General features: G+C 65.3%; 17 protein-coding genes. 8 read left to right on the plus strand and 9 right to left on the minus strand.

The features are described 5' to 3' along the window. Positions 1-17: 17 nt before the first annotated feature. The 4 genes from J2X54_RS00250 to czcI are packed head-to-tail and all read right to left on the minus strand — an operon-like array spanning position 18 to position 6088. Positions 18-3143 carry a CusA/CzcA family heavy metal efflux RND transporter gene (locus J2X54_RS00250; protein ID WP_310176477.1) on the minus strand — a complete coding sequence of 1042 codons (3126 nt, stop codon included), beginning with the start codon at positions 3141-3143 and terminating at the stop codon, positions 18-20. A gap of 15 nt (positions 3144-3158) precedes the next feature. Continuing rightward, complete coding sequence (locus J2X54_RS00255; protein ID WP_310176479.1) at positions 3159-4424, minus strand: efflux RND transporter periplasmic adaptor subunit; 1266 nt, start codon at positions 4422-4424, stop codon at positions 3159-3161. Next, on the minus strand, positions 4421-5644 hold the full coding sequence (locus tag J2X54_RS00260; RefSeq protein ID WP_310176481.1) for a TolC family protein: 1224 nt from the start codon (positions 5642-5644) through the stop codon (positions 4421-4423). Before J2X54_RS00260 ends, J2X54_RS00255 begins: the two co-directional genes overlap by 4 nt. A gap of 48 nt (positions 5645-5692) precedes the next feature. After that, positions 5693-6088, minus strand: a complete 396-nt coding sequence (gene czcI / locus J2X54_RS00265; RefSeq protein WP_310176483.1) for a cation efflux protein, CzcI family — start codon at positions 6086-6088, stop codon at positions 5693-5695. Between the two features lie 119 nt (positions 6089-6207). Between czcI and J2X54_RS00270 the strand changes: the two genes are divergently transcribed. From J2X54_RS00270 to J2X54_RS00280, 3 genes are all read left to right on the plus strand, one after another. Beyond that, on the plus strand, positions 6208-8148 hold the full coding sequence (locus tag J2X54_RS00270) for a phosphatase PAP2 family protein (protein WP_310176485.1): 1941 nt from the start codon (positions 6208-6210) through the stop codon (positions 8146-8148). 71 nt (positions 8149-8219) lie between these two features. Next, complete coding sequence (locus J2X54_RS00275) at positions 8220-8780, plus strand: hypothetical protein (RefSeq protein ID WP_310176487.1); 561 nt, start codon at positions 8220-8222, stop codon at positions 8778-8780. A gap of 178 nt (positions 8781-8958) precedes the next feature. Next, a complete protein-coding gene (locus J2X54_RS00280) occupies positions 8959-9963 on the plus strand; it encodes a lipid A deacylase LpxR family protein (protein WP_310176491.1) in 1005 nt (334 codons plus the stop codon). 66 nt (positions 9964-10029) lie between these two features. Here the strand turns inward: J2X54_RS00280 and J2X54_RS00285 are convergent, their stop codons facing one another. After that, on the minus strand, positions 10030-10542 hold the full coding sequence (locus tag J2X54_RS00285) for a hypothetical protein (protein WP_070251906.1): 513 nt from the start codon (positions 10540-10542) through the stop codon (positions 10030-10032). A gap of 119 nt (positions 10543-10661) precedes the next feature. Beyond that, entirely contained in the window at positions 10662-11561 is a 900-nt protein-coding gene (locus tag J2X54_RS00290) for a LysR family transcriptional regulator (RefSeq protein ID WP_310176501.1), read from the minus strand. A 92-nt stretch (positions 11562-11653) separates the two neighbouring features. On the opposite strand from J2X54_RS00290, the gene J2X54_RS00295 reads away from it, so the two are divergent. Beyond that, the gene (locus J2X54_RS00295) at positions 11654-11887 is read left to right on the plus strand and encodes a DUF2798 domain-containing protein (protein WP_070251904.1); all 234 of its coding nucleotides are present in this window, start codon (positions 11654-11656) and stop codon (positions 11885-11887) included. A 9-nt stretch (positions 11888-11896) separates the two neighbouring features. Here the strand turns inward: J2X54_RS00295 and J2X54_RS00300 are convergent, their stop codons facing one another. After that, the gene (locus tag J2X54_RS00300) at positions 11897-13354 is read right to left on the minus strand and encodes an alginate export family protein (RefSeq protein WP_310176504.1); all 1458 of its coding nucleotides are present in this window, start codon (positions 13352-13354) and stop codon (positions 11897-11899) included. Between the two features lie 7 nt (positions 13355-13361). Next, positions 13362-14258, minus strand: a complete 897-nt coding sequence (locus J2X54_RS00305) for a glyoxalase (RefSeq protein WP_310176506.1) — start codon at positions 14256-14258, stop codon at positions 13362-13364. 192 nt (positions 14259-14450) lie between these two features. On the opposite strand from J2X54_RS00305, the gene J2X54_RS00310 reads away from it, so the two are divergent. The 4 genes from J2X54_RS00310 to J2X54_RS00325 are packed head-to-tail and all read left to right on the plus strand — an operon-like array spanning position 14451 to position 18027. Next, positions 14451-14840 (plus strand): AraC family ligand binding domain-containing protein, encoded by a 390-nt coding sequence (locus tag J2X54_RS00310; protein ID WP_310176508.1) that lies wholly within the window; start codon positions 14451-14453, stop codon positions 14838-14840. A gap of 11 nt (positions 14841-14851) precedes the next feature. Next, on the plus strand, positions 14852-16363 hold the full coding sequence (mqo, locus tag J2X54_RS00315) for a malate dehydrogenase (quinone) (protein WP_310176510.1): 1512 nt from the start codon (positions 14852-14854) through the stop codon (positions 16361-16363). Positions 16364-16389: 26 nt separating this feature from the next. Next, positions 16390-17844 carry a class II fumarate hydratase gene (fumC, locus tag J2X54_RS00320; protein WP_310176512.1) on the plus strand — a complete coding sequence of 485 codons (1455 nt, stop codon included), beginning with the start codon at positions 16390-16392 and terminating at the stop codon, positions 17842-17844. 15 nt (positions 17845-17859) lie between these two features. Further along, positions 17860-18027, plus strand: a complete 168-nt coding sequence (locus J2X54_RS00325; protein WP_310176514.1) for a hypothetical protein — start codon at positions 17860-17862, stop codon at positions 18025-18027. A 194-nt stretch (positions 18028-18221) separates the two neighbouring features. Here J2X54_RS00325 and ssb read toward each other — a convergent pair whose 3' ends face one another. Then, positions 18222-18779, minus strand: a complete 558-nt coding sequence (gene ssb / locus J2X54_RS00330; protein ID WP_310176516.1) for a single-stranded DNA-binding protein — start codon at positions 18777-18779, stop codon at positions 18222-18224. Between the last annotated feature and the right edge of the window lie 9 nt (positions 18780-18788).

Consider the following 18788-nt stretch of genomic DNA (forward strand, 5'->3'; position numbering starts at 1 on the left):
TGCGGCGCACAGCTCACTCAGGCCGTCCTGCGGCCATGCACCAGCCGATACAACAATGGCAACACCAGCAGGGTCAACGCGGTGGAAGACAAAATGCCGCCGATGACCACCGTGGCCAGCGGGCGCTGCACCTCGGCGCCGGTGCCGGTGGCCAGCGCCATCGGCACGAAACCGAGCGATGCCACCAGCGCCGTCATCAACACCGGCCGCAGCCGGCCCAGCGCACCCGCGCGGATGGCCTGCTCCACCGTCAGGCCGTCTTCACACAGCTTGCGGATGAACGAGATCAGCACCAGGCCGTTGAGCACCGCCACGCCGGACAGCGCGATAAACCCCACCGCCGCCGAAATCGACAGCGGAATGCCGCGCAGCGCCAGCGCGGCGATGCCGCCGGTGAGCGCGAACGGAATGCCGCTAAACACCAGCAAGCCGTCCTTCAGGCTGCCGAACATGGCAAACAGCAGGATCAGCACCAGCGCCAGGGCCAGCGGCACCACCAGTTGCAGGCGCTGCGATGCCGACTGCAACTGCTCGAACTGGCCGCCCCACGCCGTCCAGTAACCGGCCGGCACCTGGACCTGGGTGCGCAACGCGGTTTCCGCCTCGGCCACGAACGAGCCGATGTCGCGCCCGCGCACGTTGGCGCTGATGACCACCCGGCGCTTGCCGTCCTCGCGGCTAATCTGGTTGGGGCCAGGGGCGATATTAAAAGTCGCCACTTCGCCCAGCGGAATGAAATTGACGCCCGCCGCGCCTGCCGTGCTCCTGGGCAGCGGCACCGGCAACCGGCGCAGCGCTTCGAGGTCCTGGCGCTGCGCGTCCGGCAGGCGCACCACGATGTCGAAGCGGCGGTCGCCCTCGAACATGGTCCCGGCCTCGGCGCCGCCGATGGCGGTGGCAATCGTGTCCTGCACGTCGCCCACGTTGAGGCCATAGCGCGCGGCCTTCTCGCGGTCGATCTGCACGGTGAGCATCGGCAAGCCGGTGGTCTGCTCGACTTTGACTTCGGCGGCGCCGGCCACGCTGCCAAGAGTGGTGGCGATTTTGGCGGCGGTGTCGTTCAGCACCTGCGTGTCGTCGCCGAACAGCTTGACCGCCACGTCGCTGCGCACGCCCGAGATCAACTCGTTGAACCGCAGCTGGATCGGCTGCGAAAACTCGTAGCCATTGCCGGGCAAGCGCGCCAGCGTGGCCTGGATGTCTGCCAGCAGCTCGTCGCGTGTTTTACGGGGTTTGGGCCAGTCCGACTGCGGCTTGAGCATGATGTAACCGTCCGAGATATTGGGCGGCATCGGGTCGGACGCGATTTCCGCGGTGCCGGTGCGGGCGAAAATGCGGTCGATCTCGGGGTACTTGTTCTTCAGTGTGACCTCGATCTGTTTTTGCATGTCCACCGATTGCGTCAGGCTGGTGCCGGGGATGCGCAGCGCCTGGATGGCAAAGTCGCCTTCATTGAGGCTTGGCACGAATTCGCTGCCCAGGCGCGTGGCCAGCAGCACCGACAGCACCACCGAGATGCCGGCAAACGCCAGCACCACCGGCGTGTTGGCCAGCACGCGTTCCAGCACGCGGCCATACCAGGCGCCCAGTTTTTTCTGCTCCTTTTCCACCACGTTGTCGCCGATGAACAGCGCCACGGCGGCCGGAATGAAGGTAATCGACAGCAGCATGGCGCCAGCTAACGCCATCACCACCGTCAACGCCATCGGGTGGAACATGCGGCCCTCCACGCCGGTGAGCGCAAAGATCGGCAAGTACACGACCATGATGATCAACTGGCCATACAAGAGCGGGCGGCGCGCCTCTTTCGCCGCCGCAAACACTTCGACGAAGCGCTCGGCGCGGATGAGCTTGCGGCCCGCCTGCACCTGCGCGTGCGCCAGCCGCCGCACGCAGTTCTCCACGATCACCACCGCGCCATCGACAATGATGCCGAAGTCCAGCGCGCCCAGGCTCAGCAAATTGGCGCTGACCTTGAAGGTGACCATGCCGGTAAAGGTGAACAGCATCGCCAGCGGAATCACCATGGCGGTAATGATCGCCGCGCGGATATTGCCGAGGAAAACGAACAGCACGGCGATCACCAGCACCGCGCCTTCGAGCAGATTTTTCCTGACCGTGCTGATCGCCTTGTCCACCAATACCGTGCGGTCGTACACGGTGACCGCCACCACGCCGGGCGGCAGGCTGCGGTTAATTTCGATCATTTTTTTATCGACCGCCAGCGACACGGCGCGGCTGTTCTGGCCGATCAGCATGAACACCGTACCCAGCACCACTTCGCGGCCGTTCTCGGTGGCCGCGCCGGTGCGCAGTTCGCGCCCGATCAGCACCTCGGCCACGTCGCGCACGCGCACCGGCACCCCGCCGGCATTGGCCAGGATGATGTTGCGGATGTCTTCGAGCGACTGCACCTGCCCCGGCGCGCGCACCAGCAGCTGCTCGCCGCGCTTTTCGATGTAGCCGGCGCTGGCGTTGCCGTTGTTGCGATTCAGGGCCGCCACCACGTCCTGCAAGGTCAGGCCGTACGAGGCCAGGCGCTGCGGATCGGGCGCCACCTGGTACTCCTTGGCATAGCCGCCGATGGAATTGATCTCGGTCACGCCCGGCACATTGCGCAACTGCGGCTTGATGATCCAGTCCTGGATCTCGCGCAGGTCGGTGGGCGTGTACGGCGTGCCGTCGGCCTTTTTGGCGCCCTCCTTGGTCTCCACCGTCCACAGGTAGATCTCACCGAGGCCGGTGGATATCGGCCCCATGGCCGGCGCCACGCCGGCCGGCAGCTGGTTGCGCGCCTCCTGCAAACGCTCGTTGACCAGTTGCCGCGCAAAAAAGATATCGGTGCCGTCCTTGAAAATGACGGTGATCTGCGACAGGCCGTAGCGCGACAGCGAGCGGGTTTGCTCGAGGTGCGGCAGGCCGGCCATCACGGTTTCGAGCGGGAAGGTCACGCGCTGCTCGGTTTCCAGCGGCGAGTAGCCGGGCGCCGACGTGTTGATCTGCACCTGCACATTGGTGATGTCGGGCACCGCGTCGATCGGCAGTTGTTGATAGTTATAGATGCCCAGCGCAGCCATCGCGGCGACCACCAGCATCACCAAGGACCGCTGGCCGATGGCAAATTGAATCAGACGTTCGAACATGGGTTTCTCCGGTCTTTAGTGGGTGTGTTCGGCGCTGTCTTTGCCCAGCTCCGCCTTGAGCACGAAGCTGCCGGCAGACACATAGCGGGCACCCGGCTTGAGGCCGGCGAGCACTTCGGTCATCTTGCCGTCGCTGCGTCCCAGCTTCACCGGCTGGGCCTGGAAGCCGCCGGCGACTTCCACGAACACCACCGGCTTTTCCTCGACCATCTGCACTGCGTCGGCTGCCACCGCTACTGCGGCGTCGGCGGCATTGGCGTTGTTACTGGCAGACCCCGACAGCACATCGACCGTGATGAACAGGCCCGGGCGCCAGGCGCGGTCCGGGTTGGCCAGCGCAACGCGCGCCTTGGCGGTACGGGTTTGCTCGCCCAGCAGCTCACCGACGTAGATGATCTTGCCCTGCGCTTGCGCCGCAAACGCGGTGGCCTTGACGGTGACCGTCTCGCCCACCCGCATCAGGTTGAGGTCGCGCGGCGGCACGGCGATTTCGGCCCACACGGTGGACAGGTCGGACAGCGTGAAGACGATGGCGTCTTCCTTGACTGCCTCGCCCTGCGCCAGGTGCTTTTCCATCACCACGCCGGAGAATGGCGCGCGCAGTTCCAGGCGGCTCAGGTTTTTACCGGAACCGGTACCGGAACCAGCGCCGGCGCCGATGGCATCGAGTTTCTGGCGCGCGTTCTGCACCGCGATCTCCGCCTCGCTCATGGCCTGCTGCGCCTGCAAATAATCCTGCTCGGCCGAGATCTTGTCCTGCCACAGGCGTTTTTCGCGCTCGAGGGTGGTCGATGCCAGGGCCAGGCGGCGCTGCGCCGACAGCAGTTCGCTGCGCTGGTCGGACAGGCCGCTGCTGGCGATCACCGCCAGTACCTGCCCTTGCTTCACGCTCTGGCCCAGGTCCGCGTGCACTTCCATCACCACGCCGGCCAGCTTGGGCACCACGTGGGCGGTGCGGTCTTCGTTAAAACGGATCTCGCCGGGCAGCGAGGTGACCACGCTGATTTTTGCCGGTGCGGCAGCGGCCAGCACAATGCCGGCAGCTTTGACTTGCGCGGCATCGAGGGTGATTTTTTCCGCGCCCTCCCCGTGCGCGTGTTCCCCCGCAGGCGCCGCTGCCGCAGTCACGGCCTTGGCCGGCGCTTGCTCGCCGCCTTCGTTGCCGTGGTCGTTGTGGGCGTCGTGAGCGTCCCCGGTTGATTTGGGCACCAGGATCCACGCCGCCAGCAGCAGGCCGATCACCGCCATGACGGCGATGATGATTTTTTGTCGTTGGTTCATTGTTCTGCTCCGAGGATGCGGATGATGGCGGCATGGGCGCGGTGCGCCTGCGCCAGGGCGTTCAGGTATTGGGACCGGGCTTCGAGCAGCGTGCGCTGGGCGTCGAGCACGTCGAGGAAGCCGAATTTGCCGTTTTCAAAACCGGTGGAAGCGGCCGCGTACGCGCTTTGCGCGCCGGGCACGATGTCGGTGCGCAGCGCCAGCGCCTGCGCGCGGGCCAGGTCGAAGTCCTCGCACGCCTGCGCCAGCTCCGAGTCGAGCCGCAGCGCGGTCGATGACAATTCGTCGCGTGCCTTGTCCACCCGGCGCGCGGTTTCCAGCACATTGCCTTGGTTGCGGTCGAACAGCGGCAGCGGCACCGAGAAACCCACGATCAGCTGCGAGCGCCCCAGTTCCTCCGAGCGCTTGCGGCCCAGGTTGAGCGTGATGTCGGGCACGCGTTTGGACAGTTCCACCTGCGCCAGCGACTGCCGGCTGGCCAGTTCCGAACGCGCCAGCGCCATGGCCGGCGCCTGCGCCAGGCGGTGGTGCAGCAACGCCTGGTCGGGCAGCGACGGCAGCAGGTCGATGTCGCCATCGGCCTTGTCGAAGCGCGGCGAAGGGTTGCCCCACATGGCCGTCAGCTTTTTACGGGCCACCGCCAGTTCGCTGCGCGCGCGCAGCAGTTCCAGCGTGACCGTGGCAGCCGCCACCTTGGCGCGGGTTTCTTCGACTGGCGAGACCTTGCCGGCGATAACCCGGCGGCCGGTCGCCTGCGCCGCGCGCTGCGCCAATTCCGACGATTCCTGCGCCAGTCGCAGTTGCTCCTGCGCGGCCAGCACCGCGAACCAGGCGTCGATGACGTTGGCGCGGATCTCGGCCTGGCGCGCGCCAAGCGCGGCGGCGGCGCTGTCGCGTGTGTGCTCGGCAGCCTGCATGCGGGCGCCGCGCTTGCCGCCCAGTTCCAGCGGCTGGCTCAGTAAAAACGTGGTTTCGCGGGCATCGTCGGCGCGCTTGCGGTCGACCCGTTCGACTTCGAGCGTGGGGTTGGGCAGCAGGCCGGCCTGCTGCACGGCGCCGTCGGTGGCCGCCAGTTCGTGGCGCGCGGCCGACAGGTCGGCATTGGCTTCGGCAGCGAGCGCCAGCGCGGTGTGCAAGGTGAGCGGCGCAGCCGGCTCGGAGGCGGCCAGCGCGAACGCCGGCCATGCCGCTAACCAAAGCGGCAGGAAATACTTGACCATCGAATTCTCCAGGTGTGGGGGAAATTCGACGAGACGGCGGCGTCAGGGCTAAACCGAGCGTCTCGTCGCACGAGAACCTATCTCGGCAACGAGCAGCCAATTGGGCCGGGGCGGCCCTTCGGCAATATGGGATAGATATTGGGCAGTGGCGGGCGGCGCGTAAACACTGCTGGTGGCGGGCGTGGCCACACCCGGCGCGTCGAGCACCGAGGCCTGCACCGCGTGATGGCAGACTTCGCAGTCGCTGTGGACCTTGGTCTTGCCCGGCTGGTGATCATCATCTTCGTCGCCGGCTTGCGCCTGGTGCTGGTGGCCGTGGTGACCGAAGTGCGAGACCGGGTGCTGTTCATTCAACTGCTCATGCTGGCAATACACGGCCGCCATCGACCAGGCGTACTGGATCGGCAAGATGGTCAGCAAAATAATGAGCAGGAATTTTTTCACCCGCCGATTGTAGCAAACAACGTGCAGCAAGAATTTTTTTCATCCCGCGACCCGCTTGTAACAAGGACGTCACATCCGGTCATTACCCTATGGCCTCTTTCATCAGCCTTGGACTCGACATGCAAGTTTCGCCACGCCCGCTCATCCTCGCCCTCAGCATCGCCATCGCGCTCAGCGCCTGCGGTGGCACCTACCATGAAGGCCCGCTGGTCATTCCGGCCGCACCGGCCGACCAGGGCGCAGCCGAGTCGGCGCCGGTACCGGCCGTGACCGCGTTTGTCGACACCATCGCCACCAACCAGCGCGGCGACGCCCGCTACGCCACGCTCGAGACCAACGCCGGCGTGCGCGTGCTGGCCGGCATGCTCGACATCTGGACCCCGCTGACCCAGCTGGTCGATGCCGGCCAGACCGCGCCGGCCGTGGGCGCCTTCCCTGCCGTGGCCGCCTCCACCTGGACCGGCGTGCCGAACGACGGCACCAACGGCGGCACCATCCGCAACGCCACTGTCCACAACTACAATATCGACTACGTGGTCAAGGCCACCACCACCCGCACCGCCGACCAGGCCACGCTGGCCTACTTCGACGACCGTCGTGGCAAGGGCTATAGCGTGACCGACGCCATGGGCCCGCTGACCGGCGCCTGGCGCGCATCGACCCAGCAAACCACCACCATCAACACCGTGCCGGCCGACGCCACCACCGTGTTGTACAACGACGGCGGCAACAACAACGGCGTGGGCGGCACTGCCAACGCCAACTTCGGCACCGTGGTCGATTTCGTCAACTCGGTCGGCGCCAATGGTTCGACCGAACCGGCCAAGCGCTTCTACAAGTACGCGCGGCCATACCGCTGGAGCTCGGCGGTGCAAGTGGTGCCGGCGCTGCTGCCGGCGCGCTCGCCGACCCCGACCACCGATGGCGGCTTTACCAGCGGTCACTCGGCCGAAGCGATGCGCAACGCGCTGGTGATGGCCTACGTGGTGCCGGAGCGCTTCCAGGAAATCCTCAGTCGCGGCCTGGAACTGGGCGAATCGCGCATCCTGGCTGGCATGCACTCGCCGCTGGACGTATTGAGCGGCCGTATCCACGGCGAAGCGGTCGTCGCCGGCAACCTGGTCGACCCGGCCAACCAAACCCTGAAAGCCAACGCCTACGCCCAGGCCCACACCACGCTGATGGCCGCCACGTCCACCACCGCCACCACCTACGCGTCGTTCGCGCAATCGGGTACCCTGGCCACCGACCGCTTTGCCGACTACGCGACCAACAAGGCCAACTACATCCGCCGCAGCACCTACGGTTTCCCGCAAATCGCCAGCACCACTGCAGCAGCCGTGGTGCCGAAGGGCGCCGAAGTGCTGATCGAAACCCGTTTGCCGTACCTGAGCGCCGACCAGCGCCGCGTGGTGCTGAAAACCACCGCGCTCGCTTCCGGCTACCCGGTGATGGACGATCCTGAAGGCTGGGGCCGTTTGAACCTGTTCGCGGCGGCCGACGGCTATGCCGCCTTCAAGGGCAATGTCGTGATCAATATGGATGCGAGCAAGGGCGGCTTCAACGCGGCCGACCGCTGGCGCAACGATATCAGCGGTACCGGCAAGCTGGTCAAGCAAGGCTCGGGCGCCCTGAAACTGGGTGGCAACAACACCTGGACCGGCGGCACCGAGCTGACCGCCGGCATCCTGGAAGCGATCTCCGCCGCTGCGTTTGGCGCCGGCGACGTGTACGTCAGCGGCGGCACCCTGGTCGCCAATGCGGCCACCCCGGTCAAGGTGGGCGGCAAGTACACCCAGCTGGCCGGCGCCACCGCGCTGGAAATCAACGCCCTGTCCGCCACCCAGGCCGGCATGACCGTGACCGGCGACGCCACCATCGGCGGCGGCGCGTTGAACGTCAAGTTCCCGGGCAGCTACAAGCCTAAAGCCGGCGACACCATCACCGTGCTGAACGCCGGGCGCCTGCAAGGCACGTTCACCACCATCACGGTGGCGGGCTTTGCCAAGGTCACGCCGACCTACAGCGGCACCACGCTGACTTTGACGGTCACCAACTAATCCGCGCCTGGGGTTATGATTGGGGCGTGTTGCACGGTGTGCGGCACGCCCCTTTTCTATCGGAAGCCCTGATGAACAAAGACGACCTGACCGCGCATCCGCAAGGCGAGTTCTTCAACACCCAGGCCGACCGCTTGCAGGCCGATCTGCAGAATTTCACGCGCCAGGTGGCCAGCTGCGACAAGCTGATCCGCATGGCCAACATCAGCCTGAACCAGATCGACGGCCGCATCGCGGAAGCGGCCAACGTGGAAGCGCGCGCCGCCGCCATCGTGGAGGCCAGCGCCCGCGAAGCGTCGCGCGCAGCCACCGAGGCGGCCAACAAAGCCGTGGCCGCCGCAGTCGGACAACTGACCGCCGCCAGCAAACAGGCCGAGCTCGTGTGCAGCGACCTGCAGCGCGCCCACGGCCGCGCCGCGCTGTGGAACGCCGGCTATATCGCCTGCGCACTGGCAGCCTGCCTGCTGACCGGTTATGTCACCTACCGGATCGGCAAGTCGGCGGCCATCACGCCCGACCTCGAGCGCGCGGTGGCCGTGGCCGAAGAGCACGAGACGCTGCTGCGCAAGGCCAGCGACAAGGAAAAGAAGCAAATCGCCGACATCCTCGCGCGCAAGCCAAAATCGAATTGACCAGACTTTGAGGCGGGGGGATGGCGCACCTCCCCCAATATGATGACCGGTTTCCCTCCACGGTGTCCTTTCTCACGCTCGGGCGACAAGTTCGCTTGACCGGCATCAAGCCGGTCCGCAGACTCGATGGTATGGAACCGGCAATCCGCCGACCGTCCCTTCCCTCTTTGACCTCAACATGACACCGACAACACTTGCCGCGCGCCTCTCCGTTGCCTTGCTCACCCTGGGCGCGCTCGCCGCTGCCGGCACTGCCCGCGCCGAAGAAAAGCACCTGGCAGTGATGCTGCAAAACGATGTATTTGCCGGCACCGACGGCGGCGGCTATACCAACGGTCTGGCCGTCGCCTATATTCGCAGCACGACGCCCGGCGAAACCGCGCTGGCGCCGGACTGGCTGCTGGCGCCGGTGGCGCCGTGGCTGGCGGTGGGACCGGCGGCGATGACGTCGATCTCGCTCAACCAGGTGATGATCACCCCGCGCGACATCACCACCAAGGAGCCGAACCCGATGGACGCACCGTACCTGGGTGCGCTGTGGGTGCGCGCGGCGCAGGTGTCGGTGCAAGGCGACGTGGCCGACATGTTCAGCCTCAACCTGGGCATGATCGGCCCGGCCTCGGGTGCGCGCCAGGCGCAAACCTTCATCCACCGCATTACCGGCTCGACCCGGCCGCAGGGCTGGGACAGCCAGGTCTCGAACCGGCTGCTGTACGGCATCGAGCGCTACCGCGCGGTGCGCTTTGCCAGCGGCGATGGCGACAGCGCGGCGCCGTCACTGGACGTGATCATGCTCGGCGGCGGCGAGGCCGGCAATATGCTGTCGTCACTGGGAGGCAGCATGATGCTGCGCTACGGCACGTCGCTCAAGCACAGTTATGCGTCGTCGGTGCGGCAACTGGCGCGCAGCGGCGACCCGTTGATTTTCGGCCGTGGCTGGATGGTGTACCTGGCCGTACACGGCGACCATTTCTTCTCGCACGCCGGCATCAGCAACGACCTGCCGCCCGGCGGTACCCGCGCCGAGCTGCGCGAGTCGCAGCTGATCGGCCAGGCCGGCATCGCCTACGGCTGGGGCGACTCGTCGCTGTCGTTCTCGCTGCAAAACACCAGCGCGCTGACCACCGGCAGCGGCCGGCGCAAGGCCTACGGTTCGCTCACTTACACGACCGCGCTGCGCTAAAGCCTCCCTCCAGCAAAAAGGGGTCGAGCCCAGGAGGGTCCGACCCCATCATCATCCGGGGTTGGCTTACTCGCCCTGGACTTTCTCATCCTCGTCCTTGGCATCCTGCATCGCATCGGGTTCCAGTTCTTCGGCCGAGCGGTTCAGATGCACGAACACACCCCAGGCCGCCAGCAACAGGCCCACGCTGGCAATCAGGGCTGCCGCATAAACGAGCTCGCTCAAATCGTCATGCACGGCATGGAACGTCGCCACCAGGCCTTCGATACCGAGCGCGACCACCACGACCACGAAAAAGCGCGACAGGAAGCGGCGCACGCGCGTCGGCGCGCTGATGTCGGCGTCGCGCACGACTTCTTCCTCGACGATGGTTTCAGCTATCTGCAAGGCCACCACGGCGGCGGCCAGGATGCCGATCGCCTCGATCACGTCCTGGGCGGCGGTCAGGCCGGCTTCACCGGCCGACATCGCCTCCCAGCCGATCTGGGCGCCGATCACGATCAGGCACAGTCCGCCGGCGGCGAACAGCAAGGCGGTGATGGCGTGTACCACGCCAAAGGCTAGCATCAATTTTTTCATGGGGTGTCCTGAAGAATGGAGAAAATACGGGAATCGTCCTCGTCGATTCTAGGGGCATCCCTGGCTGCACTATGTTCGCTGTAGAACACAACTTGGTTTCTTGACGGATATTGTGGTGGTTACTGTTGCAGCGAAGGCGTAGCGGCGGCGAAGTCGGCCAAGTGTTCGAGCAATACCCGCACGCGCGCCGGCAGGTAGCGGCGCTGGGTCCAGACCGCATAAACGTGGCGCGGCTCGGGCATCCACTCGGGCAACACCCGCACCAGGCTGCCGTCAGCCACTTCCAGCCGGCTTTGCAGCAACGGACACAGCAGGATGCCCAGCCCCGCGTGGGCCATCTCCACGGCAAGGCGCATCTCGTTCACGCGCAGGCGCGCCCGGGCCTGCGGCTGAACCACCACCTCGGCGCCGTCACCGGGCCGGCGCAGGCGCCAGGTACGCAGCGGCTCGGCGACGATCAGTTGATGCTGGTCCAGTTGCGACGGATCTTGCGGCACACCCGCGCGCGCCAGGTAAGACGGCGCCGCCACCATCACCAGCCCGGCGCTGCCCAGGCGCCGCTGCATCAGCGACGAATCGTCGAGCGACCCGACCCGGATCGCCAGGTCGGCGCCGCTGGCCACCAGGTCTTGCAGGCGGTTCGACATTTCCAGTTCCAGCTTGATGTCCGGGTACTGGTGCAGAAAGCTGGCCCAGGCCGGCGTGAGCAGGCCGCTGGCAAAGTTGACCGGCGCCAGCACCCGGATCGTGCCCGAGATATCGGACAGGCTGGCATCCAGTTGCTGCGTGGCCTGGCGCAGCGCCCGCACCAGCGGCCGGCAACGCTCGTAGTATTGCCAGCCTTCGGCAGTGGGCTGCAGGCGGCGCGCGCTGCGGTTGAGCAGGCGGTAGCCGAGTTCACTTTCCAGCTTTTGCAGGCGCCGCGTGACGGTGGCCGGCGGCAGGTTTTCGCGCAGGGCGGCAGCATTGAGGCTGCCCTCCTCCACGATGGTCACGAACAGGGCCAAATCATCGAGCATGATTTCATTTCCGAAATTTGAAATTGAATTTATGGCTCTAGTATAGATAGCTGCAAGCAACTACGCTGTGTCTTTACTTTCAAGGAGGTGCCATGTCTGAAATGTTCCGCCTGCGGCTGGTGTTTGCGCTGCTGATGTCGTTGCTGATGTCGTCGCTGATGAGCGGCTGGGTCACCTGGCTCAATATCGGGCTGCACCCCGACTTTCTATTGCGCTGGCAGTACGCCTTCATGGCCGCGTGGCCGGCGGCGTTTACGGTGGTGATGCTGTGCGGGCCGCTGGTGCATGGGGCAAGCCAGCGGCTGGCGGGATGGCGGCGCGGGTGAACCCGCGTGTCACCACCCGAACTTCAACTCCATGCCCAGGTAATTCACATCACGCCCACCGGCCCGGCGCAAGCTGTCGCCCACCTGGAAATGCACGGCCTCCAGCGACGCCGTCACGTTGGGCGTAACTGCCCAGTCGGTGCGCAGCTGGGCGTAGGCGCCGGTCCAGCGCGAGCCTTGTCCTGCCGTGCGTGGCACGCCTGCCATGCTTTGCACGTACACCGCGTCGCCGGTGGTCTGGCGCCATTGCAGGCCCAGCGCCGTGGTCACGCTTAACGTCTTGGTCGGCTTGACCTTGACCGAGGGTTTTACGTGGATCAGGTTGCTGTAGCCGGTCAGGCCAGCCAGCGAGAAGTAATAGCCGTTGGCAAACAGCGGGTTGAAAGTGCCCAGCTTGTCGTCGCCGCCATGCTTGTCGCCCGAGGCCATGTCGAACTGCAGGCCCACGCGCGGCGACCAGGTGGTATTGGCGAAGGTGTAGCCGGCGATCGAACCGAGCGCCCACGCGGACGCGCGCTTGGCCCCCACCTGGCCGTGCTGCAACATGCCTTCCACGTCCCAGTCGACGTTGCCGGTCACGCCGCTGTACCGTACATCGTAAACATCGCGGCGCTCGTTGCCGGTGGCGTCGAGAAAGCGCGCGTCGTCGCGGCGGTAGCGCGAGTAGTAGCCGGAGATATCGCCGGGACCGAAGCCCTGCCGCTCCAGGCGCAGACCGTTCAGGGTCAGGTGGCCGTTGGAATAATCGTCGAACGATTTCTCGCTGCGGTTTTGTACCGGCTGCGTGACGTAGCCGATCACGCGCCACGGGCCATGCTCCCAGTCGGCCCATACGCCGTCGAACGACTGCCGTACATTGGGGCCGTCGCGCGCGGCGATAAAGCGCTGCAAGTCGAAGGCCATCTCCTGCCGGCCGACGCGCATCTTGACCGCGCCGTTTTCCGTCGGTACGGCCACGGTCACGAACAGCTGCTCGACATCGAACTTGTCGCGGTCGGGCGGGGCGATGGTTCTTTTCTCGAACGTGCGCGCATCGACCAACTGGCCGAACACCTGCACGTAGGAGCCCAGGCGCAGGTCCGCATGGACATTGGCGCGCTGGATCACGTAGCCGTCGGCCGGCGCGCTGCCGGCGCCGTACACGGGCGCATCGATATGTTCGTAGCGTTCGCGCAGGCCGGCGCCCAGCGACAGGTAGGAGCTGCCATCGCCGAGCGGGATGTATTTCAGACCGTCGAGCGGCTGGCGCGGCAGGCACGGGTTGGCCAGCACGTCCCAGTTCTCGGCCCAGCGATTGAAGTTGATGGCCGGGCGCTTGACGTCGCACGCCGCTGGCGCTGGCGCCGCTGCGGTTTGCGCAGTGAGCGACTGGGCGCCAGCCACGCCGGGCAGCGCGCTCACGCCGCCCACGGCACCGATCAGCAAAGCCAGCAAGCGCGGAATGTGCTGACGGCGCGCCGCTTTCATGCTGACTTTAGCGCTTGACCGCATCGTGAATCTCGCTGATGTAACCGCCGGGGAATTGCAGCATCGCCGACATATTGCCGGTGCTGGTCTGGCGTGGCGCCGCCAGCACGGTGGCGCCGTTGGCGGCGGCTTTTTCCAGCGTGGCCGCCATGTCGTCGACCTGGTAGCCGGTGGTCTCGCGGCCGTACGGGAAGGTCAGCTTGCCGTCGGTGACGAACACCGTCATCTTGCCGAATTTCGATTCCAGCTTCACGCGGCGGATGGTGTCGCCGGCGCGGCCGATTTCGCCGCCGTCGATCTGGCCGTCGGCCACGATCTTGGCATGGGCGAAGGTCTTGAACTGCGTGACGAATTTATCGGCCGAGACCTTGGAGACATACACGCGGTTGTCCGGCACCGAGTGCAGCGGCGCATACGACGGCGCCTTGGTATGCCAGTAAAGCTGCATGTTCACGCCACCGGCCCACTGGATCAGCACATCCTTGCCGATCGGGTCGTCGAACGGCTCCACCACCACGTCTGCCCCCGCTTCCACTGCCGCATCGCGGGCGGTGTTGATGTCGGTGACCAGGTAGCCGGTGCGTTCATTACCGAAGCCATACGGGATCGGCGTCTGGAACGCGAACACCGACAACATGCCCACCGGCGTTTGCACGTATTGCGAGGCGGTCTTGCTCGGCGTGGGCGTGACGGTAAACACCGCGCGCGGCGAAGCCTTGCCGCCGAAGGTGCCGACAAAGCTGTTCACGAAGGCATCGAGATCGGCGTTGGCCACGTACACGTGGGTGGTGTCGTACTGCGGCGCGACCGCGACATCTGGCGCGGCCAGCGCCAGCGCCGGCGCGACCAGGGCGAGGGAGAGCAGGGCGGAAGCGATGCGATTGCGGATGGTGTGGGTAGTCATGAATCACTCCTGGGGAAGATGGGAAACCGTGAATCCACTATACCCAGCCGCGCTGCGCATGCAACCTGCCATCTGGTCAGGTAGCAGCCATGCCCTGCCTTATGACAGAGCCGCATGCCTGATGAGAGGCGGGTGAGCGCACGATTGAAACGCCGCTATAGTGATTTCACCGCCCCCTACAAGGAACACGCAATGATTCGCTGTGTACGCATCTGGACCGAAGCAGGCAATTCCGTATTCGAGGAGGGCTCGATCGCCCTGCCCCACGGTGAGCGCGGCGACGTGCTCAGTCATGTGCTGGGCACCCGCAGCATCTCGTTTCGCGAAACACGGTCGGGCGGCGCCTTCGCCCCGCACCACGCACCCACACGCCAGCTGGTGATCACGCTCGGCGGCACGCTGGAATTCAAGACCATCGCTGGCGCCACTTTTGTCATTCGCCCGGGCGACCTGCTGCTGGCCGAAGACACCACCGGCAGCGGCCACAGTTGGCGGCTGATCGACGACCAGCCGTGGCGCCGCGCCTACGTGATCGTGGACGCCGACGTCGCCGCCCTGTTTCAACCTTCAACCGCTTCTTAAAGGAACCCATCGTGACGTCAACTGCCACCACCCACGACATCGTTTTAATCGGCGCCGGCATCATGAGCGCCACCCTGGGCGTGATGCTCAAGGAGCTCGATCCCTCGCTCTCGATCCTGATGGTCGAAGCGCTGGGCGACTGCGCGCAGGAAAGCTCGGACGGCTGGAACAACGCCGGCACCGGCCACGCCGCCAACTGCGAGCTTAACTACACGCCGCAGCGCGAGGACGGCAGCGTCGATATCAGCAAGGCGCTGGAGGTAAATACCGAGTTCGATATCTCGCGCCAGCTGTGGGCGTACCTGGTACGGCGCGGCGCCATTCCCGATCCGCGCGCCTTCATCCACCCGTGCCCGCACATGAGCTTTGTCTGGGGCGACGATAACGTGGCGTTCCTGCGCGAGCGCTTTAAAACCATGTCGGCGCACCACTGCTACCACGGCATGGAATACAGCGAAGACGCAGCCGTGATCGCCACCTGGGCGCCGCTCATCATCGAGGGACGCGACCCTGCGCAGTCGATCGCCGCCACCCGCATGGCCACCGGCACCGACGTCGATTACGGCGCGCTCACCCATCTGCTGGTACACCATCTCTGTTCCCGGCCCGGTTTCGCGGTGCGCTACGACAGCCGCGTGACCGATCTCGATCGGCAGGACGACGGTACCTGGCGCATCGCGGTCAAGGATGTGCAGGATGGCGCCAAACATATTGTCTCGGCCAGGTTCGTGTTCATCGGCGCCGGCGGCGGCGCGCTGCCGCTGCTGCAAAAATCGAAGATACCGGAAGCAAAGGGTTACGGCGGCTTCCCGGTCAGCGGCATCTGGCTGCGCTGCGACGTCGACGCGGTGAGTCACCGCCACCACGCCAAGGTGTACGGCAAGGCCGCCAGCGGCTCGCCGCCGATGTCGGTGCCGCACCTGGACACGCGCATCATCGGCGGCAAGCAGTCGCTGTTGTTCGGCCCTTACGCCGGCTTCTCCACCAAGTTCCTGAAACACGGGTCGTTAACCGATTTATTTTCGACCCTCAAGCACGACAACATCATCCCGCTGCTCGACGTAGCGCGCGATAACATCGAACTGACCGAATACCTGATCGGCCAGGTGATGCAAAGCGCCGACCACCAGTTTGCCGCGCTCAAGGAATTCTTCCCGAACGCGGTACAGCAGGACTGGAAAAAAGCGGTGGCCGGCCAGCGCGTGCAGACCATCGCCCCGCACGAAAGCGCGGGCTGGTTCAAGCACGAACAGGGCAAGCTGGAATTTGGCACCGAAGTGGTATCTGCCGCCGACAAGTCGCTGGTCGCACTGCTGGGCGCCTCGCCCGGCGCGTCCACCGCCGCCTTCATCGCGCTGGAAATCCTGCAGCGCTGCTTCGACGCCAAGCTGACCGACGACGCCTGGCTGCCCGGCCTCAAGGCCATCATCCCCACCTACGGCATCGACCTGAAACAAGATGCCAACGCCTGCCGCACCACGCGGACAGCCACCGCAGCCCTGCTCAAGATCGACAATGTGTGACATGCCACCCGTACAGGAGAACCAGCATGGCTGAAAACGACCTCATTTCGGAAAACGATCTCACCGCCGGCCTGACCGCAAGCGGCACCCGGCAGGAATTCGACTCGATGGGCACCATCGATGTCCCGGCCGACAAATACTACGGCGCGCAAACCGCGCGCTCGCTGGTTCATTTTTCGATCGGCGACGACCGCATGCCCAAGGCCGTGTACCACGCATACGGCATCGTCAAGAAGGCGTGCGCGCTGGTCAACCTGGCCGAGGGCCGCCTACCGGAAGTGAAAGCCAAAGCGATCATCCAGGCCGCCGACGAAACCATCGCTGGCCAGCTCGACGCCCACTACCCGCTCTACGTGTGGCAAACCGGCTCGGGCACCCAGTCCAATATGAACGTCAACGAAGTGCTGTCCAACCGCGCGATAGCGCTGCTGGGCGGCACGCTGGGTAGCCAGCAGCCGGTGGGCCCCAACGACGACGTCAACATGGGACAGAGCTCGAACGACACCTTCCCCACCGCGATGCACATCGCCGCCCTCGAGGCGCTCGACCGCCGCCTGCTGCCCGAAGTGGACCGGCTGGCCGCCGTCATCGAAGCGAAAGCCGCGCAGTGGATGGACGTGGTCAAAATCGGCCGCACCCACCTGGAAGACGCCACCCCGCTCACCGTGGGCCAGGAATGGTCGGGCTACGCGGCCCAGCTGCGCGCAGCCTGCGCCGCCATCGCCGCCAGCCGCGCGGGCCTGTACGAATTGGCCATCGGCGGCACCGCCGTGGGCACCGGCATCAATGCGCCACCAGGTTTTTCGGTGAAGGTGGCGCAGCAGATCGCGGCGCTGACCGGCAAGCCGTTCGTCACCGCGCCCAACAAGTTCATGGCGCAAGGCTCGCTCGACGCCATGGTACGCGCCCACGCCGCGCTGCGCGGACTGGCCGTGGCGCTGATGAAGATCGCCAACGACATGCGCTGGCTGGCCTCGGGCCCGCGCTGCGGCCTGGGCGAACTCAAACTGCCGCAGAACGAACCGGGATCGTCGATCATGCCCGGCAAGGTCAACCCCACCCAGTGCGAAGCGATCGTGATGATCGCCATCCAGGTGATGGGCGACGACAGCGCCGTGGCCTTCGCCGGCTCGCAGGGCAATTTCGAACTGAACGCCATGCGCCCGATCATCATCAACGCCTTCCTGCACTCGGCCACCATCCTGGCCGACGGCTGCGAAAAATTCCGCACCTATTCGGTCGAAGGCACGGAACTGAACCGGCAAAAAATCGCCGGCTTCGTCGAAAACAGCCTGATGCTGGTGACCGCGCTCTCGCCGGTGATCGGCTACCAGAACGCCGCCCACATCGCCGAACAGGCGGACGCCACCGGCACCACGCTGCGCGAAGCCGCGCTGGCATCGGGCCACGTGGATGCGGCCACGTTCGATCGGGTGGTCGATGCACGGGCGATGACGGGACACGGTGTGGCGGGCGCATAGGCGCAGGCCAAGATCATGATTTTGCGGACGCGGCACAGCATCGAATTGCTCGATGCGTCGCCGCAGGCGGCGCTATTGGCGGTGATTTTGATGACGACACTGGTGGAGCGGAAGAGTGAGGAGAGCAAGCTGGGCAACGTAGATCGTTTTCACGACCGGGTGGCTGCTGTCGAAGGCGTATGACATGAATCCGTCCTGGCGCGCTCGCGCGAAGAAAGCGCATATCTCATCGTTGGATATACAAGAGATGGAGCATGCTTTTTCCACAACTTGGAAAACATAAAACGTCCATCATGATGTGCATCGATCCCTATAAAAAACCCCAACACTCTCACGAGCAATGGGGTTTTTTGTTTTTCTCTAAAGGTAAGAGATTCTTAGAACGGGATATCGTCATCCATATCCGAGAAATTCGGCGCCGGCTTTGGTGCCGGGCGTGGTGCTGGTGGCGCCATGGCCGGGCGCTGCTGCTGCGGCGCTGACGCCTGGCGTTGTGGTGGAGCATCATATCCGCCACCGCCGCCGTTGCCACCGCCGTAACCACCACCACCGCCCGCGCCACCACCGTAGCCTCCGCCGTCGTCCATGCCACCGGCGCCTTGACGGCCGCCCAGCATTTGCATGTTTTCAGCGACGATGTCGGTTGCGTACTTTTCGACGCCGTCCTTGTCGGTATATTTACGGGTTTGCAGGCGGCCTTCGACGTAGATCGACGAGCCTTTTTTCAGGTACTGTCCGACGATTTCGGCCAGCTTGCCGAAGAACGAGATGCGGTGCCACTCGGTGGTCTCTTTTTGCTCACCGGTGTTGCGGTCTTTCGACTTGTATGAGGTCGCCACGGCAATGTTGGCGATTGCATCACCGCTAGGCATGTAGCGGATCTCCGGATCGCGACCCAGATTGCCGACGATGATGACTTTGTTGACTGATGCCATGAATAAAAC

The organism is Duganella sp. 3397 (assembly GCF_031456625.1).
Lineage (GTDB): Bacteria > Pseudomonadota > Gammaproteobacteria > Burkholderiales > Burkholderiaceae_D > Rugamonas > Rugamonas phyllosphaerae.